Origin of the sequence: Mesorhizobium sp. ISC25 (genome assembly GCF_042295465.1) — a bacterium.
In the GTDB taxonomy this organism is placed as follows: domain Bacteria; phylum Pseudomonadota; class Alphaproteobacteria; order Rhizobiales; family Rhizobiaceae; genus Mesorhizobium.
The window spans coordinates 3,298,591-3,319,091 of record NZ_CP135441.1; the positions used below are offsets into that span (position 1 = coordinate 3,298,591).

Below are 20,501 nucleotides of genomic sequence, written 5' to 3' on the forward strand. Positions count from 1 at the left end.
TGATTCCGCGGACGTGATCATGCTGCAAGCCGCTTGGCTGTTGCCCGGTGCCGGAGAGCGCCTGTTGCATCTGTCCGGATCATCGGCGTCCATTCGCCGGCACCAGCCGCGCAGCTGCTGCCTCGTGCTGCTCGGCTGTTCGCCGAAGCCCTACGGAAGCCGCGAACCGTTTGGCCAGCTGCTTTCTTCGCCGATCAACAATGCCCATGTCGTTGCCATCGACCATGCGCCGGAACTGGATCGCGCCGCCTCGCAGGTTCCCTGCATCGTTGAGCGCAGGACAAAGTCCGTGCACAGCAGCTTCGAACCTGTCGTTGGCGACGAAGAAATTGCCGATACGCCATTCGCCAGCAGGTGCTTTTACATCCTGCATCCTTCCAACTGAAGGGTCCACAGTCGCATATGGAAGCCAGCCTAGCCCGCTATATCTGGACGCACACCAAGAAGCAGCAGCTCTGGATATTGATGATCGTCGTGCTTTCGATGATCCCGTATTTCATGTCCTTCGACCTGCCGAAGCTGATCGTCAACGGACCGATCCAAGGTCGCGGCTTCGAGCAACCGGGCGCGACCCAGCCATTCATGAGGCTACACTATAACCTGCCGTTCATTGGAGAAGTCCAGTTCTTCTCCGGTTTTCAGCTCGACCGCAAGGAGACCTTGTTTGCCCTGAGCCTTGTGTTCCTCTTGCTAGTCGTCATCAACGGCCTGTTCAAATTCTACATCAACACCTACAAGGGCCGCCTCGGCGAACGCATGCTGCGGCGTATCCGCTTCGATCTGGTCGACCGTGTGCTGCGTTTTCCGCCGGTTTACTTCAAGCGGGTCAAATCCGCCGAAGTGGCGACCATGGTGAAGGACGAGGTGGAGCCGCTGGGCGGCTTCATCGGCGACGCCTTCCTGCAGCCGGTACTGCTCGGCGGCCAGGCGCTGACGGCCATGCTGTTCATCATGATCCAGAACGTCTGGCTCGGAATGATAGCAGTCGTGATCGTGGCGATCCAGATCGTGCTCATCCCGCGAATGCGGCGGCGGCTGATCGTGCTCGGGCGCCAACGGCAGTTGACGGCGCGCGCGCTTTCGGGCCGGGTTGGCGAAATCGTCGACGGCATCGGCGCGGTTCACGTCCACGATACATCAAACTACGAGCGCGCCGACATAGCTGCCCGGCTCGGGCTCATCTTCAAGATCCGCTTCGATCTTTACCAATGGAAATTCATGGTGAAGTTCCTCAACAATTTTCTCGCGCAGCTCACGCCCTTTCTGTTCTACATGATCGGCGGGTATCTGGTCATCCAGGGGCGGCTGGACGTCGGCCAGCTCGTGGCCGTCATCGGCGCCTACAAGGATCTGCCCGGACCGATGAAGGAACTGATCGACTGGGATCAGGATCGGCAGGATGTCCAGGTCAAATATCAACAGGTCGTTGAACAGTTCACCGTCGAGGGTCTCATCGCGCCGAAAATCGGGGCATTGACGATCGACGATCCCGATCCGATGACCAAGCCGCTGTCGGCGATCAATCTATCCATAGCAGACGATGGCGGTGCAATGCTCCTCAACCGCATCTCCCTCCAGGTCAAGCCGGGTGAGACGGTGGCGCTGGTCAGTACCGCAACAGGTGGAGCGGAGGCGCTTGCAGAAGCCTTCGCGCGGCTGAACTGGCCGGACAGCGGAAGGGTCGCTTCGGGCACCGACGACCTGCTTGAACTCCCCGAAGCAGTAACCGGCCGGCGCATGTCGTATGCCTCGTCGGATGTTTTCCTGTTCCAGGCAAGCCTCCGCGACAACCTGCTCTACGGGTTGAAGCATGCGCCGCTGACATCGGTGCCTTACGACGGTGCTGCGGCAGACCAGCACCGCTGGAACATCCACGAGGCGCGCCGGTCGGGCAATCCGGATCTTGATATCCACAGCGACTGGATAAACTATGCTTCCGCTGGCGCTACCGGCCCGCACGACCTCTTTGAAGCCGTGCGCCGGGTGCTGGACGCGGTTGTTCTGTCGCGTGACATTCTGGATCTTGGCTTGCGCTCTTCGGCCGACCTCACGCGTCACACGGAGCTTGCCAGGCGGATCGTCGAACTGCGTGCGGCGCTGCGGACCCGGCTGGAACAAGAAGGGCTGAGCGGACTGGTGGTTCCTTTCGAACCGGGCGCGTACAATAAGGAAGCAACGATCGGCCAAAACCTGCTCTTCGGCGCTGCCGCCGGCCCCGAACTGGCCGACAGGGCCCTGGCGGCCAATCCCTATTTTGCTTCCGTGCTGAGGCAAGCCGGCCTCGACCGCACGCTCTACGAAATGGGCTTGGAGATCGCCAAACAGGCGATCGAGCTGTTTGCCGACCTGCCGCCCGATCACCAGTTCTTCCAGCAGCTTGCCTTCATGAGCGCGGAGGAGATACCCGCCTACGAAACCTTGCTGCAACGGCTCAAGAATCGTCCCTACGAGGCGGTTCCGGAGCACGATCGCGCCATGATCGTCACCTTGAGCTTTGCCTATATCGAGCCCCGGCACCGCTTCGGCCTGCTGAGCGACGAGCTGATGAGCAAGATCGTCGCTGCACGCAACCGGTTCTATGAAGACCTGCCGCCCGAGCTGCACAATGCGGTCGAACGGTATGATCCTGCCAAATACATTGCCGCGGCCACCGTCATGGATAATGTCCTGTTCGGGCGTGTGGGCAACAATCATCCCGACGCGCCGGACCGCATACGCTCCATCGTCTATGACATTCTTGACGAACTGGGGCTTTATGGCGAACTTCTGGATGTCGGCCTGGACTTCAACGTCGGCTCCGGCGGCAGGCGGCTCACCGGTGGACAGCGACAGAAGCTCGATGTTGCCCGGGCCTTGCTCAAGCGTCCCGATTTTCTCATTCTCAACCGGCCGCTGTCGGCGCTCGACCAGCGCATGCAGGATAAGGTGCTGCGAAATGTGCTCGAGGAAGCCAGGCGCGACGGCCATTCGCCGGCAATTGTGTGGGTCGTGACGAATCCGGCAATGGCGATGATGTTCGATCGCGTTATCGTCTTCGACTCGGGTCAATTGGCGGAAGACGGATCACACGAGACACTTTTGGCAGGGAACGGTATCTTCAAGGAACTGTTGTCATAGAGCAACGGACATGCAGATGGGATCATTCTGCCGGTGCACGACATCGGGCTCGCGGCCTTTCGCGTGGTTTGTCTCGCCATCCCGGAAAGAGAATTGATTCCATCTGGGCGTCCGTTGCTCTAGTCTGGCAAACGCGAATTTTGGAAGGTTTGCGACAATGCTGCTCAAGGATGAAGTTGGAATGCTGCAACGCGTTCCCTTGTTCTCTGCCATCGAGCCGACAAAGCTCAAGCTGCTTGCGTTCACATCCGATCGTGTGAGCTACAGCGCCGGCCAGATCCTTTTCCGGCAGGGCGACGAGGGAGACGCCGCCTATGTCATCCTTTCAGGCAGGGCGGATATTCTTGTCGATTCCGACAGCGGACCGATAAAAGTTGCCGAACTGGAGCCAAATTCGATCGTTGGCGAGATCGCCATATTGTGCAACAGCTCCCGCACTGCCACCGTCAGAGCGGCAAGTCCGCTGGAAGCCCTGAGAATCCGCAAGGATCATTTCCTGAGGCTTATGAGGGAGTTCCCGGAAATGACCATCGAGATATTGCGGGTTCTTGCCGATCGCCTAAGCCATACGACCGCGGATCTGATCGACGCACGAAGCGCCAAATGACGCCTCGCCGTCGTGACGGCACTGTCCTCTCGCTGAGAAGATCACCCGGACAAAGCCTGTCTCGCCTAGCAGCAGTTGTTTGGATATGATGGGCGAAGGGGTAGCATGGACGACAACGTTTTCCTGGTCAGGTTTTGGGGTGTCCGCGGCAGCATTTCGGTATCAGGGCCAGAATTCTCTCGCTATGGCGGCAACTCAATCTGCGTCGAGATGCGATGCGGTAAGCATACGCTTCTGTTCGACGCAGGCTCTGGCCTACGGCCTGCCGGCGCGGCGCTTCAGGCGTTGGGCGTGACCGATTTCGACCTGCTTTTCACCCATTGCCATTACGATCACATCATCGGGCTGCCGTCTTTTGCGCCGATCTATGACCGGAGCGCCAAGGTTACGCTTTGGTCCGGGCATCTTGCAGGACACATGACGACCCGGCAGATGGTCGATGAGTTCATGCTGCCGCCGTGGTTTCCGGTGAAACTGGAGGCCTGCAAGGCAAGCCTCGACTATCGCGATTTCGTATCCGGAGACGTGCTTCGGCCGCGCGAAGGGGTGGTGGTCCGAACCGGCAGTCTTATCCATCCGGGCGGCTGCATAGGCTACCGGGTCGAATGGGGCGGCCGCGTCGTGGCGGTGATCACAGACACTGAGCACGAGCCGGACAAACTCGATCAGGCGGTGCTCGGCCTGATCGAAGATGCCGACCTCGTCATTTACGATTGCACCTACACCGAGGAGGAAATGGAACGCCGCCGCGGTTACGGGCACTCGACGTGGCAACAGGGCGTCAAGCTCTGTGAGGCGGCGGGTGCGCGCGGGCTTGCCCTGTTTCACCACGATCCGACACGCACCGACAAGGAACTGGACAAGATCGAGAAACTGGCCAAGGACAGGTTTACCGGCGCTTTTGCCGCGCGGGATGGCCAGACGCTCAAACTTCCAGTCTCATTGCGCAAAAAGCGCTGAGCTATTTTCCTCTATCTCTTTGTTGACGCAATTCCCAAGGGAAAGCGCTACGCGCTTTTCCCGGGAAAACCGTTCACGCTTTTCCTGGAATTGCCCTACGGGCGCTGCGCCCGATCAATGTCCTGATCGGAAGCCATGCGCAGGCTTCAGTCTGTGCGGTGACGGTGAACAGCCGTTCGAGGAAAAGCCAGGCCGATTCATCATGTACGAGATGGTGGGTGAGCAGGCCGACCGGTTCGCCGCCATCGAATGCATGCTGCAATTGCGCGATGATAGCCTGAACCAATAGGCCGTGATCGCGGCAGCCGCGCGTACCATGCCAATCCATGATGTCGACATTGCTGTTGATGACCGCCAGCGAAGCCGGCCTCGGCGGCCCATAGACCGACAATGCCGAAAATCCTATCGATCCAAGGTCGGATACCAAGCCGGCGTCGATCCTGTTCCAGGGTGGCACCAGCATCGGAACGGCACGTGCGCCGTGCAGGCCGGTTACGTGCGACAGCCCGCGAGCCAGATCATCGAGCACCGCCTCGCGTGGCCGATGCGCGCCGAGCTCCTGCTTCTTCTGGCCCTCGGGCGCATGATTTCGGTGCGCCCAGCCATGGATGGCGACCGTGGCATGCGGCGCCTCGTCAAGCCGAACGGCAAGCTTCTCGTCAGTCAAGGCGGGAATGACGGCCAGGGTCACCGGAACCGCGAATTCACCGGTGAGGTCGAGCAGCCGATCAAGCGCAGGCGTCGGATCCACGGCGTCGTCGTCGCGCAGCCAGAACTCTGCCTTACGGTTTGCCCGTTGCCGGCTCGCCAGTTCCTCCACCAAGGGTTGCCAGATCTGATCTGATGTCATGAGACCGGGATCGTCGCAAGAAGTTCGGCCAGACGCGCCGCCGCAGCACCGAGAGAACGTTCTTCGAGGATGAAACGTCTGGCTTCTGCGGCCATGATGGATCTTTCGTCGTTACGAGCCAGAAGCCTTTCAATGGCAGAAGCGAATGCCGCCACATCGCCCGGCGGGGTGAGAAACCCGGCCTGGCCATTCCGCACGACCTCCGGCACGCCGGCGATGTCCTGAGCCACAACCGGAAGGCCGGCGGCCTGTGCTTCAAGATAGGCAACGCCATAGGCCTCGCCGAAACCCGGCCAGACGTAAATTCCCCCACTGTAAAGGACATCCGGCACGGCGGCTGGCTCAATCGCGCCAAGCCATTCGATACGGTCGGCGGGCAAGCCGGCGAATTGCGCTTTGACCTCTTCGCGCGCAGGTCCGTCCCCGACGACTGACATGGTCCAGGGCACATGACCGATCGAACCGAGCGCTTGCGCCAGCATGCGATAGCTTTCGACTTTGTCGCCCGGGCGCATCATGGCGACCGTAACGAGGCGCGTCGGACAACCCCGTGTCGGCGTTTCCCGGAATACCGATGTGTCGATGAAAGGCGAAAGCATGCCGAAAGCGGCGTCGGGTATCGCATCTGCCAGCCCCTGACGATCCCTTTGCGTGAAGCAGATGTTCAGCGCCGCCTGTTCGACGGCTCGCGCCACCAACGCTTGCGTATCGGCCCACAAGCCGGTGTTGCGCCGCCTCGAATAGGAGGCTTCCGCTGTCACATAGGGGATAGCAAAGGCCGACGCCAGTTCGGGTCCGATCAGGTCGGGGGCCTTATAATAGGGATGATAGGAGAACCAGAGATCGGGCTTGCCGTCACGATTCCAAAGCTTGGTCAGCCGCGCGGCCTCCTCTCGGGCCTCGATCTTGAGCGCATCGAAACTCTTCGACTCCGGTTCGCGTAGATACAAGCGCAATTCGGATGCCAGTTCGACGCTATGCCCTCCATGCTCCAGCGCCTTGACCAGCATCCGTGCCATCTGGCGGTCGCCCGAGGCAACGGGATGATTGGGCGACTTCAGCGGCGCGTAGAAAGCAATTCGCATCGCCGGACCCTATCATCGGAAATCCTGCGCAAGTCAATTTCGAAGCATGATCGACTTCACCTTCACGCACTGGAATGTGCTATCTGATGCTCATGGAAACAGCTGCCGCGTCCGACCCGTTTGTCGCTTCTTTGCCGGTCTTCGCAAAGTTCGAAAGCGTTGCCGATATCGATAACTATCGGCCTCTCCCCGATAGCTGGGCGCTGGCTACCGCCGACATCGTCGGCTCGACCAGGGCGATCGAGGCGGGGCGCTATAAAACCGTCAATATGGCCGGCGCCAGCGTCATTTCGGCGTTGCTCAATGCGCTGGGTAGGCAAGATCTTCCCTTTGTCTTCGGCGGCGACGGCGCGCTCGTGGCGTTTCCCGGCTCGGCGCTGGAGATCACCCGCAACGCGCTGGCGGCTGTCCAGAGATGGGTGGCGGACGAACTGGATCTGACCTTGCGTGCCGCAATCGTGCCGATAAAGGATATAAGAGCGCAAGGCCTCGACGTTCGCGTGGCGAGGTTCCAGGCCTCCGATGCGGTCTTCTATGCCATGTTCGCCGGCGGTGGCGGCAGTTGGGCGGAAGCCGAGATGAAAGCGGGGCGCTACCGCATCGATCCTGCGCCGGCCGGCACGCGGCCGGACCTGACCGGCCTCTCGTGCCGCTGGAACCCGATCGAAGCCCGGCACGGCGAAATCGTCTCGATCATAGCCATACCGGGGGCGTCGCGCGACTTGCGCGGTTTTCAGTTTCTGGTTTCCGACATCATCGCGCTTGCCGGCAGGCAGGAACGCGATGGCCACCCGGTGCCGGTGAACGGGCCGGACTACAGTGTGCTGCCCGCCGGCCTCGATATCGAGGCGCGTGCCACGGCGCCGGCAGGACGGCGGTGGCTGTCGAAGCTGTGGATAGTGTTCCTGATGACGCTTACGGCTGTTACTGATAGATATGGCTGGACGATCGGCAGATTCGATCCGAAGATCTACAAACGCGAAGTGGCCAGCAATTCGGATTTCCGGAAGTTCGACGATGGCTTGAAGATGACCATCGACGTTGACGCGGATGTGTTGCAACGGATCGAGAACCGGCTGAAACAGGCGGAAGAGGCGGGCATCTGCAACTATGGCCTGCACCGCCAGAAATCGGCCTTGATGACATGCCTCGTCGCATCGCCGCTGCAGCGCGATCACGTTCATTTCATCGATGGCGCCGCCGGCGGCTATGCGATGGCTGCCGCAAGCCTGAAGGCGAAGGTGCGGGTCTGACGGCTTGCGGACGTCGATTTTCCGCAATATGCCTCGGGGCTCTTGGGACCGGTGAGCCTCACCATGGAAGCGGACGGCCCGTCCGAACTAACGGAAAGCAGATTGTTGGACGCCTCACGATCGATATATGACCGTCTTCTGAACCGGATTTCGACGCGCGCCGCGCAAGTCGGCGTGATCGGACTGGGCTATGTCGGGTTGCCGCTGGCGGTTGCGATCGCACGCGCCGGCTTCCCGGTTTCCGGCTTCGACATCGAAGGCCAGAAGGTCGAGAGCCTTAACAACGGCCAATCCTACATCGAGGCGGTGACGTCGACAGCCCTTGCCGGCCAGGTGGCAAGCGGACGGTTCCGCGCCACTGCGGATTTTGCCGAACTGGCCGTCTGCGATGTCATCATCATCTGCGTTCCGACACCGCTGACGAAACACCGCGAGCCGGATCTCTCCTTTGTCAGGAACACCGCAGGCACCATCGCGAAGCATCTGCGTCTCGGCCAGCTGATCGTGCTGGAATCGACCACCTATCCCGGCACCACCGACGACGTGATCAAACCCATCCTGGAAAAAACCGGCTTGCAGTCGAGGACAGACTTCTTCCTCGGCTTTTCGCCCGAACGCGAGGATCCCGGCAACCGCAGCTTTGAAGTCGCGACGATCCCCAAGGTCGTGGCAGGTGACGGCATTGAAGCGGCGACGCTCGTGCAGGCCTTTTACCAGGGCGTGGTCAAGACCGTCGTTCCGGTTTCCACCACGGCGACCGCCGAGGCGGTCAAGCTGACGGAAAACATCTTCCGCTCGGTCAATATAGCCCTCGTCAACGAGTTGAAGATCGTGCTCGGTGCGATGGGAATCGACATCTGGGAGGTGATCGAGGCGGCAAAGACCAAGCCCTTCGGCTACATGCCTTTCTATCCTGGCCCTGGACTTGGCGGGCACTGCGTTCCGATCGATCCCTTCTACCTGACGTGGAAGGCTCGCGAATACGAACTGCCGACCCGCTTCATCGAGCTGGCGGCTGAGATCAACACGGCCATGCCGCGTCATGTGGTCGATGAACTGGCGAAGGCGCTGGACCGGTGCTGCGGCAAGGCGCTCAGCCGCTCGCGCATTCTCATCATCGGGCTCGCCTATAAGAAGAATGTGCCCGACATCCGCGAAAGCCCCTCATTGCGGCTCATTGAACTCATCGAGGAATGGGGCGGCAAGGCGGAATTCCACGATCCGCATGTTACCGAAATCCCGGCCACACGGGAGCATATGGCGATCAAGGGGCGTCGCTCGGTCGAATTGACCGAGGTGGCCTTGAAGGATTTCGACGCTGTCGTAGTTGCAACCGACCACGACGCGATCGACTATCAGGCGATCGCCGATCACGCTCGACTGATCGTCGATACACGCAATGTTTTTGGCCGCCTCGGGCTAGCCCGAGAGACGGTGGTGAAGGCCTGACGGCGTTCGAGCCGGCGAATTTGTGGCGGATCAAGGAGATTTCGAGATAGCATGAGCACAGCGCAAGCAGAAATTTCTGCCATTCTCATGGATAAGGTTGCCGATTGGGTGACCCAATCGGCGTTGGCGGGCGACGACCTGGAAACATTGGTAAGGGGCTTTTGTGAACGGCTGGCTGCTGCCGGCCTGCCGTTGAAGCGGGTGCATTTGAGCTTTTCGATGCTTCATCCGCTTTATGACGCGCTCGGCTTCACCTGGCTCCGCGGCCAGGGCCTGGAAGTGGAAGGCTTCCGCAAGGAGAACGGCGTTCATTCCGACAGATTCCTGACCAGCCCATACTACCATCTGCTCAGCCACAAGCTCGACCATCTGCGGCGCCGGCTCGACCCGTCGGTGCCGTCGGAATTTCCTGTTTTCGATGACCTCAAGCTCATGGGCGTCACCGATTACATGGCCTTCGTCCATCCCTTCAGCGGCAACACCAGTCAGGGCATGATCGGGTCTTGGTCCACCGACAGTGCTGCAGGCTTCAGCGACAGCATGATTTCGGCGCTGCTGCGCATCCAGAACCATCTCGCTATCGCAACCAAGATGGCGGTGCTCACCAAGCTTGCCGACAACATGATGACCACTTATCTCGGCGGCGACGCCGGCAGGCGGGTGCTGGACGGCCAGATCAAGCGCGGCGAGGGTGATACAATCCGGGCGGCACTGGTCATGGGCGACATGCGCGGGTCGTCAAGACTTGCCGAAACCTCCGGCCGCGAAGTCTATATCGATACGCTGAACCAGTTTTTCGACGCCGCTGCTGCACCTTTCAATCGCAAGGGCGGGCAGATCATGAGTTTCATAGGTGATGGCTTCATTGCCGTCTACCCTTGCGCAAGGCACCGTTCGCAGTCCGAGATCGCCTGCCAGGCTGCTCTTGCAGCAGCGCACAAGGCCACCGCGCGCATGATGGATCTCAATCTGCGCAGAAAGCAGCAGGGATTGAGCGACATAAACTATGGTATCGGCCTGCATGTCGGCAATGTGATGTTCGGCAATGTCGGGCTTACCGACCGGCTCACATTCTCTGTCTTCGGCTCGGCTGTAAACGAGGTCCAGCGCCTCCAGACCCTGACCAAGAAATATCCCCACAGTGTTCTCGCCAGCAAAGACTTCGCCAGCTACTGCGGCGCCAACAACTGGCTGGCGCTCGGCATGGAGGAACTGGCGGGCATCAAGCAAAAGCTGACGGTGCTTTCACCCGATTTGTCGGGTGCTCTCGCACTCGATGAAGACAGTGCGCTGGAGCCGATTTATGACCGAATATCGGACGCCGAGCAGGTCATGCTGCTTCATCGCAATGCCGCGCGGGTCTCCGCGGGCGACCCGAGGAAGCTCCAGTAACCGCCACGATCTGATCCGAACGCGTTTGGTATGCAGTCCGGTCGCCGGTTCCGCCAGGGAACTGACGAGTGTTCGAATCCAAGTTGCTCTAGGCTGGCAATGCGTTAGTCTCGCCTTGTGGGCTTGCCGACCGGCAGGCCGCCAGAGTGGGGCTGGTGTGAGAATGAATTCGTGCGTTGATCTGCTGCGGATCGAGGATGTTGGCATCTCTTTTGCCATTATCGGGGGACCGTTGCATGCCGTCAGGCGTGCAAATCTTCGCGTCCTGCCCGGCAAGGTTACCGCGCTTGTAGGCGAGTCCGGTTCCGGAAAATCGGTTCTCAGCCAGGCAGTGATGGGCATTTTGCCGAACACAGCCCATGTTCGCGGCCGTATCCTGTTTTCCGATCCTGAAAAGCCCGGCACGACGCAGGATATCCTGCAGATGCCGCGTGACGGACCCGAAATCCGCGCGTTGAGAGGCAGCCGCATTGGCAAGATCTTTCAGGAGCCGATGACATCACTGTCGCCGCTGCACACGATCGGCAATCAGGTCAGCGAATCCCTGCAGATTCATACGCCCATGGCTCGGGTGGAGCGCAAGGCGCAAGCCGAGGAAATGCTCAGCCTTGTCGGCTTTCCCAATCCCAAGCGCGCCTATGACATGTATCCGTTTGAACTTTCGGGAGGATTGCGTCAGCGCGCAATGATCGCCATGGCGCTTATCTGCCGGCCCGCCCTGTTGATCGCCGACGAGCCGACGACGGCGTTGGACGTCACCATCCAGGCGCAAATCCTGCAATTGCTGCGCGAGCTTCAGACGAAGCTGAACATGGCGATGCTGCTGATCACGCACGACCTTGGCGTAGTCGCCAATGTCGCCGACGAGGTGGTGGTCATGTACCATGGCGAGATCATGGAAGCGGGACCTGTGGAGGCGATATTCCGCCGGCCGGGCCACCCTTACCTGAAGGGCCTGATGGCAGCCGTTCCGCATTTCGACCTGAAGCCTGGCGAAAGGCTAAAGGCGCTCCGCGAGGTGCCGGTGAATGTCGGGAACCTGCTCGGCAAGCAGACGGCGCCGGCATCGAAGGGGCCGAACGACCTCCTGCTGTCGGTCAGGGATCTGACAAAGACCTTCACGATCCGCAAGTCCGGATGGTTCGGCGGAGATCATCAAACCTCTGTTCGCGCCGTGGACGGCGTGAGCTTTGATATCAGGCGGGGTGAGTGCCTTGGTCTTGTCGGCGAAAGCGGCTCCGGCAAAACCACCGTCAGCAAGATCCTCATGCGGGCTGTCACCCCTAGCGGCGGCTCTGTGATCTTCAACGGCCGCGATGGTCCGATCGACGTCTTGGAAGCCGAGGGAGACGCGCTGCGCCTGTTGCGCGCGAAAATCCAGATGGTCTTTCAGGATCCGGTTTCGTCGCTTTCACCTCGCATGACGGTGGAGAACATCTTGAGCGAGCCGCTGGAAATCCATCAACGCGGCAATGCCGCGTCCCGAATCGCCACGGTCAAGAGCCTGATGCAGGCAATCGGGCTCGATCCGCGCTTCATCAAGCGTTATCCGCACAGTTTCTCCGGCGGGCAGCGTCAGCGTATCGGCATCGCGCGCGCGTTGGCGCTGGGGCCTGAACTCCTGATCTGCGACGAGCCGGTTTCGGCGCTCGATGTCTCTGTCCAGGCGCAGATCCTGAACCTCCTGAAGGACCTGCAGAAGGAGCTGGGCCTGACCTACCTGTTCATATCCCACAACCTGGCGGTGGTGGACTACATGGCAGACCGCATCGCGGTGATGTGCGGGGGGCGTATCGTCGAGCTTGCGCCGCGCGAAATTCTGCTTAGGAAACCGGTCCACCCCTACACGCGCTCACTGGTCGCCGCAGTACCTTTCCCCGATCTCGACAGGCCGATGGATTTCAAGACGCTGAAGCTCAGCGGCGCTTCCGACACCAGCGCATGGGGACCGCAATTCCATGACGAGGGCGACGAGGATATGCTGTCGCCGCTCGATCTTGGCGGCGGCCACCTCGTGCTGGCTCGACGTTCGGCCGATGTCAGCGAGCTACGCCATTGATCAGCCGGCGGACCGTCCTTGGGCTCATGGCTTCGGCATTTCTGCCGGGCACGTTGCGCGCCGGCGATCTGGAGCCGGAATTTCTTGAGCCGCAGCTGAAGGCCAGGGCGCTGCCGGCACTCGCTGAACGCCTGCCCAAGCGCCCCCGCGCGTTGAATCTCGCTGCGATGGGCCGGCAGCCGGGCCAATATGGCGGCACGCTGCGCACGATCATCGGCAGCCAGAAAGATATCCGGATGATGACGATCTACGGGTACGCTCGCCTGGTCGGCTATGACGAAAAGCTTAACTTGCAAGCCGACATTCTCGAAAGTTTCGATGTAGCGGATGATCGTGTCTTCACTTTCAAGATACGGGAAGGGCATAAATGGTCTGACGGTAGCCTGCTGACGCCGGAGGATTTTCGCTATTGCTGGGAAGATGTCTGGCTGAACGATGAGCTTTCGCAAGGCGGGCTCGCCCCGGCCCTGCTGGCGGACGGCAAGCCGCCACGCTTCGAGATCGTCGATCCGTCGACGGTCCGCTACAGTTGGGATGCGCCCAATCCCGACTTCCTGCCCAAGCTCGCCGCTGCTTCGCCCCTATCGCTTGTTCTGCCCGCCGCCTATCTCAAGCAGTTCCACAAGAAATACCAGGATCCATTCCGGCTCGCCGGCCTAATGAAGGAGAACCGCGCCCAGAAATGGACGCTCTTGCATATCCGCATGTCGCGGCAGTATCGCCCGGAGAACCCGGAACTGCCGACGCTCGATCCCTGGCAGAACCGGACCAAGCCGCCGGCTGAGCAGTTCGTCTTCGAGCGGAACCCGTTCTTTCATCGAATAGACGAGAATGGCCGGCAACTGCCCTATGTTGACCGGATTGTTATGAATGTCAGCTCGTCGGCGATCATTTCCGCCAAGACCGGTGCGGGCGAGAGCGACCTGCAATGCATGGGAATTGACTTCAGCGATTACTCCTTCCTGAAGGACGCGGAGAAACGATACCCGGTGAAAATGCATCTCTGGAAACGCACGCAGGGTTCGCGGCTGGCGCTGCTGCCCAATCTGAATTGTGCCGACCAGGTGTGGCGTGGCCTTTTTCGTGACGTGCGCGTGCGCCGCGCACTTTCGCTCGCTGTGGACAGGCGCGAGATCAATTTGGCTGTGTTCTACGGATTGGCGCAGGAAAGTGCCGATACGGTCCTGCCGGAGAGCCCGCTCTACCGGCCGGAATTCGCGAAAGCCTGGGTCGCCCATGATCCCGACCAGGCCAATGCCCTGCTCGACGAGGTCGGGCTTCAGGCGCGTGACGATGACGGCCTGCGGATACTTCCCGACGGACGCCCGGCGCAGCTCGTAGTGGAAACGGCCGGCGAAAGCACGCTGGAAACCGACGCGCTCGAGCTCATCACCGATCACTGGCGCAAGATCGGCATCGCCCTGTTCATCCGGACTTCGCAGCGCGACATCTTCCGCAGCCGCGCGCTTGGTGGCCAGATCATGATGTCGATGTGGTCGGGCATCGACAATGGCGTGCCGACCGCCGACATGAACCCGTACCAACTGGCCCCCACCGTCGACGACCAGCTGCAATGGCCGCTCTGGGGTGCTCACTACTTGTCTCATGGCAAGGTCGGTGAAGCGCCCGATCTTCCGCCTGTGGTCGAGTTGATGGCTTTACTCAAGCGCTGGAACGCATCGACCGAAGCCACGGAGCGCGCCGAAATCTGGAATTCAATGCTGTCGATCTATACCGATCAGGTGTTTTCGATCGGCACGGTGAACGGAACGCATCAGCCGATTCTGGCGTCCTCGCGGCTGCGCAATCTGCCTGACAAGGCGCTCTACGGCTACGACCCGACCGCCTATTTCGGTGTCTACATGCCGGATACATTCTGGCTTGGAGAGTCCTGAGCGTGCTTCGATATTTTGTCTGGCGCATCGCCGTGATGGTTCCAACGCTGCTGGTCATATCGGCACTGGTGTTCACGATCATCGAACTTCCACCAGGCGACTATTTCGACAGCTATGTTGCCGAGCTTCGGGCTCAGGGCGAAGCGGTGGATTCCGATCGCATCCAGATGATGCGCAAGGAATATGGTTTCGACCAGCCACCGGTCATTCGCTACTTCTACTGGGTCGGCGGGATGCTGCACGGCGATTTCGGCTATTCCTTCGAATATGAGCTGCCGGTTCGCGACGTCGTCGGGGACCGAATGTGGCTGACCGTGCTGGTTTCCTTCGTCACGATCATCTTCACCTGGCTCATCGCCTTTCCGATCGGCATGTACTCCGCTACGCATCAATACAGCTGGGGCGACTACGGCCTGACTTTCTTCGGCCTTCTCGGCCTTGCCATTCCGAACTTCATGCTGGCGCTGATCCTGATGTATTTCGCCAACATCTGGTTCGGCACGTCCATCGGCCATCTCATGGACCAGCAATATCTCGGCGAGCCGATGAGCTTGGCCAAGGCGAAGTCGATCCTCGCCCATCTCTGGATCCCGGTCTTGATCATCGGCACCGGGGGCACGGCAAGCATGATCCGGCGGCTGCGCGCCAATCTGCTCGATGAGCTACATAAGCAATATGTCGTGACCGCGCGCGCCAAAGGCCTTCATCCCTTCAGGGCGCTGGTCAAATATCCGCTGCGCATGGCGCTCAATTTCTTCATTTCAGACATCGGCTCTATCCTGCCGGCCATCATCTCCGGCGCCGAAATCACGGCGATCGTGCTGTCTTTGGAAACGACCGGGCCGATGCTGATCAAGGCGCTGCAAAGCCAGGACATGTATCTGGCGGGGTCGTTCCTGATGTTCCTCGCCTTCCTGACGGTCATCGGCGTCCTGATTTCCGACCTGGCGCTGGCGTTACTTGATCCGCGAATTCGTTTGCAAGGCGGCAGCACCAAATGAACACGCCATCGCCGCTGCCCGCTCCGGGTGCCCCACTGCAACACTACGTTTCCATCGAGCCCTTTGACCTGCAGTCCGTCGAGGCGATGACGCCGGAGCAGGAGAAGGTCTTTCAGGCGTCGCAGTTGCGGCTGATGTGGTGGAAATTCCGTCGGCACCGGCTTGCCCTTATATCCGGCATATTCCTGGCAGCGCTTTATTTCGGGATACTGATCTGCGAATTCCTGGCGCCCTACGATCTGCACACGCGCAACATGGACTACATCTATTCGCCGCCGCAGCGGGTGCACCTGTTCCACGACGGCCAGTTCGTCGGGCCGTTCGTCTATGGCCGCCAGATGACGCTGGATATGGACACGCTCAAGCGGAACTACATCGAGAAACAGGATGATGTCCAGCGGATCCGTTTCTTCTGCAAGGGCGACAGTTACCGGTTCTGGGGCCTGATCGAAGGTGACAGGCATTTTGTCTGCCCCGCCGAAAACGGCCAGCTCTTTCTGGCCGGCACTGACAGGCTGGGGCGCGATGTGCTCTCGCGCATCATCTATGGCGCACGCATTTCACTGACAATAGGCCTCGTCGGCATCAGTTTCAGCTTCCTGCTCGGCATTGTCATCGGCGGACTGGCCGGCTATCACGGCGGTATCTTCGACCTGATCGTTCAACGGATAATCGAAGTTCTGCAATCGATCCCCAGCATTCCGCTATGGCTGGCTCTGGCGGCGATCATGCCGATAACCTGGAGTCCGATCCTGATCTATTTCGGCATCACCGTCATCCTCGGGCTGCTCGACTGGACCGGACTGGCGCGGGCCGTGCGTTCAAAGCTTCTAGCCTTGCGCGAGGAGGATTACGTTCTGGCCGCGCAGTTGATGGGCGCCAGAAGCAGCCGCATCATCGGGCGGCACCTCATTCCCGGCTTCATGTCGCATCTGATCGCGACGGCGACGATCTCCATACCCGGCATGATCCTGGGCGAGACGGCGCTGAGCTTCCTCGGGCTCGGCCTGAGGGCACCGATAACCAGCTGGGGCATCCTGCTCACCGAGGCGCGCAGCGTCAGCGTGATCGCGTTCTATCCATGGCTGCTTTTGCCGATGCTCCCCGTCGTTCTCGTCATCTTGGCGTTCAATTTCCTCGGCGACGGGTTGCGGGACGCCGCGGACCCATACAAGTGACATCGCTGTTCGGCCGCGCCAGTGCCGCCAGCCGCGAAATGCTCTGGTCGGGGGCAGTTGATTTCGTGGACTGGTTCAGGACATACAATCGCACATGAGTCGCCTCGACAGTTTCATCCGGAGGATGACCGCACAGCGCGACATACTCGATCATGTCTGCGCCGAGGTGGCGAAGATGGAGGGACCCGTGCTCGAGCTCGGCCTCGGCAATGGCCGGACGTTCCACCATCTGCGGGAGCGCCTGCCCGGACGCCGGATCGTAGCGTTCGACCGCGCACTTGCCGCACACGCCAGCTCAATTCCTGAAGCTGAAAACCTCGTGCTCGGCGAAATACGCGAGACCGCGAGCAGGTTCATTGGCATCGACGCCGCTCTTGTTCATGCCGACATCGGCACTGGCTATGAAGATCGCGATGCAGTGACCCTTACCTGGCTTCCCGATCTGACCGCGCGCCTGCTTCGCGTCGGCGGCATCGCGGTCAGCGGCATGCCGCTCGATCATCCGCAGTTGCAACGCCTCCCGCCGCCGCCATCGGTTCCCGCCGATCGTTATTTTGTCTGCAGGCGCGTGTGAGGGGCCGAGACGACCCAAATCTTCAGGGGCCAAGTCTTCAGGGGATCGTATATACTGCTATCTCCCGCTCAATGCCGCGCAGCGAGACCTCGTGGGGCACTGGCGTCAGCGCCTTCCTGTGCAACAGATCGGCGGTGAGATTGTCGTCGATCACCGCACGAGTTGCGAAGATCGCCTGTGCGTTGGCAAGGTTCTGGACCCGCGAAGCAATGTTGACCGTCTGGCCGAAATAGTCCTGTCGCTCGTTCATAGACACGGCGATGCAGGGGCCGGCATGGACTCCGATCTTGAGCAGCAGATCCTCGCGCCCGCTCTTGTCGTTGAGCGTACGCATCGCATCGCGCATCCTGAGGGCTGCAGCAATCGCACGATCAGGCGTCGCGAAGGTCGCCATCACCGCATCACCGATCGTCTTCACCACCGCGCCTGCCTCCGCCGCGACGATCTCGTGCAGAACCTGGAAATGCTCGCGCACGAGATCGAAGGCTGAAAGGTCGCCCACCCGCTCGTAAAGCTCGGTCGATCCGCGCAGGTCGGTGAACAGGAACGTCAGGCTGGTGATCTTCAGGCGCTGGTTGATGTCGAGTGTATCCGTGCGATAGAGATCGCGGAACGTCTGGTTGGTGAGCAGGCGCTTGGCGGTCAGGAAGGGCCGGCGTTTTCCCAGGAAATCATGCAATGCCTGGCCGGCTATGAAGACCGTCGGCAGCACGCGGGTGTCGGTCCTGTTTTCCAGCGAAATGCGCAACGGGCCGGGTTGCATCTCCAGCGTCTGGTTCTGGACATGGTCGCGGTCGAAGATCAAAGAGAGACTCCGGCGCTCCTTTGTTGGTTCGCCCTTCCCGTCGATGAACTGCGCTGAATGGGTGACCGGCTCGAAGACGATGATGAATTCGGACGGAAGCTGTATGGGCAGAACCGCCTTTTCACCGGGCGCAAGCTCGATATCCTCCAGCGAGAACGCTTCTATCTTTTTCGCGAAATCCTCTTCCGGCAGATCGACGCCGGACGCCCAGTAGATCTGCCGGAAATATTCCGCCACCGGCAGTTCGTGTGGATTGTGGGCGGCAATCCTGCGCACGCGGGGACTGACGGTGAATGTCACCTCGACCATCTCGTCGAGGGTGGGCGAATAGCCCTCGGAGCACAACGCGCAGGTGTATTCGTCCTTCTGCAGGGTTTTCAGCGTGGCGTTGGTGTCGAGCACGCCGCCACAGCCGGGGCACAGAACATTCCAGGAAATGTCGAAGATGCCCACCCGCGCCGCATGGAGAAAGGCGCTTATGGCGCGCTCCTCGTCGAGGCCATGCTTGCTGGCGAAGGCTGGCGCATTGATGCGGCAAAGTTCGCGGTCCTCACCTTCTGCGATGGTTCGCTTGATCGCGTCGATCGCCTGCGGATCGACATCGGCCGATTGTCGCAGAAGTGAGAACAGATCCTGAGCTTCGTTCATCGTGCAGGCTCCGGAAAATGCACCCCGAGGCGTTTTGACCGGACCGGTCTTTGGTCCGAGTGCTCTATCTTACTTCGAAACGGACCGTACGGCCATTCGAATGGATAAGCCTAATGACCGTTCAATTTCCATTCCGCGGATTTTAACCGGCCGCAAGCAGCACTATGATGTCCATGGAGCCTTCATCTTTGGGATCTTCTCCCATGCCGACATCCGACAATCCGCCATTTCCCGCGGCCCTGCGCCTTTTCTCTGCGGTGGTCATCATCGTCCTGATCGTAGGCGCCGGCCTGTTTTTCATGCCTGTGCTGGTGAAACCGGGCTGGCCTTGGGCCGTCACGCCGTTCAATGCGCGCTTTCTCGGCGGCTTCTACACCGCCGAAATGGTCGTGATGGCGGCGCTGCTGGTCTGGAATCGCTGGTCGCCCGGCAGGCTCGTGCTCGTCATGGCCTTCATCTTCACCGTCATCGTGTCGGTGGCTTCGTTCATCAATCTCGGCTATTTCAACTTCGAGCGCAAAGCGCCCTGGCTGTGGTTTTTGGTCTATCTTGCTTCGGTCGCGGTATCCGGGCTGTTTCTGTGGCGAGCCAGGGCCCGTCCTTCTGCAAAAGGCGTGACCTTAAATCCCGCATGGCGAGGCTACATGCCGGCGGAATCCGCGATCCTTGGGCTCTATGGCGTCGGCCTGTTGCTATTTCCTCTGACATTCAGTGGCATCTGGCCATGGCCGATCGATGCCTTCCACGCTCAGGTCTACAGCGCCATCTTCCTCGCCGGTGCGGGCGGTACATATCTCGTTTGGAGAAGCGCGCCGCGCGAGGAACTGCTGGTGCTCGGGTTGGCGCAGTTTCTGGTTGGCCTACTTGCCATCGTCGGCGTCGTCATCACCGACGCTGCGGTGCACCGGATCGACTGGATGGCGACCGGAACATTGTGCTGGCTCGCCCTTTTCGGCTGGATCGGCATCAGCGGCGTCTTCAAACTCTACGCCGCCTCCCGGTATTTTAGCTCGCAATCGGCATCATAGGTGCAGAGACGGCTGGATTTTCAGGTGACGTCCGGTGCATCGTACCGGCCCGATTGCCTTCGCCGGGAACGCCATGACCAGCACGACCTCGCCACCCTCCGAGAAAATCCAGCCGCTGCTCCGGTCCGTCCGGCCAAGCGATGCGGAGGCGCTTTGCGCTATCTTCAACATGCCGGGCTTCCGCTGGGGCACGCTCAGGATGCCTTTCGAGATGGTGGAGCAGGTGGCGCGGCGCATCGCCAAGTCCGGCCCGGAAACCACCTGGATCGTTGCCGAGCTGGACGGCAAGGTCGTCGGCCATGGCAGTCTGGTCGTGCAGGGTTCGCCGCGCCGTTCGCACATCGGCGAGATCAATATTGGCCTTGACGATGCCTTTGTCGGCAAAGGTATCGGCTCCGCCATACTTGGCGCGCTGCTTGACGTAGCCGACAACTGGCGCGCCCTGAAGCGGGTCGAATTGACCGTCTATGCCGACAACGAAGCGGCCCTTCGTCTCTACAAAAGCCACGGCTTTGAGGTCGAAGGCCGGCATGTGAAGGCCGGCTTTACCGACGGGCAGTACCACGACCTCCTGAGCATGGCCCGGCTGCGGTTCTAAGA

General features: G+C 60.5%; 17 protein-coding genes. 14 read left to right on the forward strand and 3 right to left on the reverse strand.

The genetic code is table 11. The annotated features are described in order from the left end of the window. Positions 1-19: 19 nt before the first annotated feature. From RQ479_RS16555 to RQ479_RS16570, 4 genes are all read left to right on the forward strand, one after another. Positions 20-385: a hypothetical protein gene (locus RQ479_RS16555; protein ID WP_376701855.1), complete on the forward strand. Its 366-nt coding sequence runs from the start codon at positions 20-22 to the stop codon at positions 383-385. Between the two features lie 17 nt (positions 386-402). Next, on the forward strand, positions 403-3,117 hold the full coding sequence (locus tag RQ479_RS16560; RefSeq protein ID WP_376701856.1) for an ABC transporter transmembrane domain-containing protein: 2,715 nt from the start codon (positions 403-405) through the stop codon (positions 3,115-3,117). A 157-nt stretch (positions 3,118-3,274) separates the two neighbouring features. Next, positions 3,275-3,724 (forward strand): cyclic nucleotide-binding domain-containing protein, encoded by a 450-nt coding sequence (locus RQ479_RS16565; RefSeq protein ID WP_023675957.1) that lies wholly within the window; start codon positions 3,275-3,277, stop codon positions 3,722-3,724. A gap of 105 nt (positions 3,725-3,829) precedes the next feature. Beyond that, a complete protein-coding gene (locus tag RQ479_RS16570; protein WP_376701857.1) occupies positions 3,830-4,684 on the forward strand; it encodes an MBL fold metallo-hydrolase in 855 nt (284 codons plus the stop codon). 73 nt (positions 4,685-4,757) lie between these two features. Here the strand turns inward: RQ479_RS16570 and RQ479_RS16575 are convergent, their stop codons facing one another. Beyond that, positions 4,758-5,534, reverse strand: coding sequence for a polysaccharide deacetylase family protein (locus RQ479_RS16575; protein WP_376701858.1), 777 nt, complete (start codon positions 5,532-5,534; stop codon positions 4,758-4,760). Further along, positions 5,531-6,619, reverse strand: coding sequence for a glycosyltransferase family 4 protein (locus RQ479_RS16580; RefSeq protein ID WP_376701859.1), 1,089 nt, complete (start codon positions 6,617-6,619; stop codon positions 5,531-5,533). Before RQ479_RS16580 ends, RQ479_RS16575 begins: the two co-directional genes overlap by 4 nt. Positions 6,620-6,711: 92 nt before the next feature. Between RQ479_RS16580 and RQ479_RS16585 the strand changes: the two genes are divergently transcribed. From RQ479_RS16585 to RQ479_RS16620, 8 genes are all read left to right on the forward strand, one after another. Continuing rightward, complete coding sequence (locus RQ479_RS16585) at positions 6,712-7,872, forward strand: DUF3095 domain-containing protein (protein ID WP_376705959.1); 1,161 nt, start codon at positions 6,712-6,714, stop codon at positions 7,870-7,872. A 105-nt stretch (positions 7,873-7,977) separates the two neighbouring features. Then, on the forward strand, positions 7,978-9,321 hold the full coding sequence (locus RQ479_RS16590; RefSeq protein ID WP_376701860.1) for a nucleotide sugar dehydrogenase: 1,344 nt from the start codon (positions 7,978-7,980) through the stop codon (positions 9,319-9,321). Between the two features lie 51 nt (positions 9,322-9,372). After that, on the forward strand, positions 9,373-10,713 hold the full coding sequence (locus RQ479_RS16595; protein ID WP_376701861.1) for an adenylate/guanylate cyclase domain-containing protein: 1,341 nt from the start codon (positions 9,373-9,375) through the stop codon (positions 10,711-10,713). Positions 10,714-10,876: 163 nt separating this feature from the next. Continuing rightward, entirely contained in the window at positions 10,877-12,772 is a 1,896-nt protein-coding gene (locus RQ479_RS16600) for an ABC transporter ATP-binding protein (protein WP_376701862.1), read from the forward strand. Beyond that, positions 12,769-14,667 (forward strand): ABC transporter substrate-binding protein, encoded by a 1,899-nt coding sequence (locus tag RQ479_RS16605; protein WP_376701863.1) that lies wholly within the window; start codon positions 12,769-12,771, stop codon positions 14,665-14,667. The genes RQ479_RS16600 and RQ479_RS16605 overlap by 4 nt, the downstream gene beginning before the upstream one ends. Positions 14,668-14,669: 2 nt before the next feature. Beyond that, positions 14,670-15,668 (forward strand): ABC transporter permease, encoded by a 999-nt coding sequence (locus RQ479_RS16610; protein ID WP_376701864.1) that lies wholly within the window; start codon positions 14,670-14,672, stop codon positions 15,666-15,668. Further along, positions 15,665-16,846, forward strand: coding sequence for an ABC transporter permease (locus tag RQ479_RS16615; protein ID WP_376701865.1), 1,182 nt, complete (start codon positions 15,665-15,667; stop codon positions 16,844-16,846). The genes RQ479_RS16610 and RQ479_RS16615 overlap by 4 nt, the downstream gene beginning before the upstream one ends. A gap of 94 nt (positions 16,847-16,940) precedes the next feature. Next, entirely contained in the window at positions 16,941-17,420 is a 480-nt protein-coding gene (locus RQ479_RS16620) for a class I SAM-dependent methyltransferase (protein ID WP_376701866.1), read from the forward strand. Positions 17,421-17,457: 37 nt separating this feature from the next. Here the strand turns inward: RQ479_RS16620 and RQ479_RS16625 are convergent, their stop codons facing one another. Next, positions 17,458-18,873, reverse strand: a complete 1,416-nt coding sequence (locus RQ479_RS16625) for an adenylate/guanylate cyclase domain-containing protein (RefSeq protein WP_376701867.1) — start codon at positions 18,871-18,873, stop codon at positions 17,458-17,460. Positions 18,874-19,076: 203 nt separating this feature from the next. On the opposite strand from RQ479_RS16625, the gene RQ479_RS16630 reads away from it, so the two are divergent. Together RQ479_RS16630 and RQ479_RS16635 are read left to right on the forward strand one after the other, a co-directional pair. Beyond that, positions 19,077-19,901: a hypothetical protein gene (locus tag RQ479_RS16630; protein WP_376701868.1), complete on the forward strand. Its 825-nt coding sequence runs from the start codon at positions 19,077-19,079 to the stop codon at positions 19,899-19,901. Positions 19,902-19,935: 34 nt separating this feature from the next. Next, on the forward strand, positions 19,936-20,499 hold the full coding sequence (locus RQ479_RS16635; protein ID WP_376701869.1) for a GNAT family N-acetyltransferase: 564 nt from the start codon (positions 19,936-19,938) through the stop codon (positions 20,497-20,499). Positions 20,500-20,501: the final 2 nt, after the last annotated feature.

Coding starts and splice junctions, on each gene's coding strand:
- RQ479_RS16570 (WP_376701857.1), top strand. CDS start 3,830: ATGGACGACAACGTTTTCCTGGTCAGGTTTTGGGGTGTCCGCGGCAGC.
- RQ479_RS16625 (WP_376701867.1), bottom strand. CDS start 18,873: ATGAACGAAGCTCAGGATCTGTTCTCACTTCTGCGACAATCGGCCGAT.
- RQ479_RS16565 (WP_023675957.1), top strand. CDS start 3,275: ATGCTGCTCAAGGATGAAGTTGGAATGCTGCAACGCGTTCCCTTGTTC.
- RQ479_RS16560 (WP_376701856.1), top strand. CDS start 403: ATGGAAGCCAGCCTAGCCCGCTATATCTGGACGCACACCAAGAAGCAG.
- RQ479_RS16595 (WP_376701861.1), top strand. CDS start 9,373: ATGAGCACAGCGCAAGCAGAAATTTCTGCCATTCTCATGGATAAGGTT.
- RQ479_RS16585 (WP_376705959.1), top strand. CDS start 6,712: ATGGAAACAGCTGCCGCGTCCGACCCGTTTGTCGCTTCTTTGCCGGTC.
- RQ479_RS16630 (WP_376701868.1), top strand. CDS start 19,077: ATGCCGACATCCGACAATCCGCCATTTCCCGCGGCCCTGCGCCTTTTC.
- RQ479_RS16600 (WP_376701862.1), top strand. CDS start 10,877: ATGAATTCGTGCGTTGATCTGCTGCGGATCGAGGATGTTGGCATCTCT.
- RQ479_RS16615 (WP_376701865.1), top strand. CDS start 15,665: ATGAACACGCCATCGCCGCTGCCCGCTCCGGGTGCCCCACTGCAACAC.
- RQ479_RS16580 (WP_376701859.1), bottom strand. CDS start 6,619: ATGCGAATTGCTTTCTACGCGCCGCTGAAGTCGCCCAATCATCCCGTT.
- RQ479_RS16620 (WP_376701866.1), top strand. CDS start 16,941: ATGAGTCGCCTCGACAGTTTCATCCGGAGGATGACCGCACAGCGCGAC.
- RQ479_RS16555 (WP_376701855.1), top strand. CDS start 20: ATGCTGCAAGCCGCTTGGCTGTTGCCCGGTGCCGGAGAGCGCCTGTTG.
- RQ479_RS16575 (WP_376701858.1), bottom strand. CDS start 5,534: ATGACATCAGATCAGATCTGGCAACCCTTGGTGGAGGAACTGGCGAGC.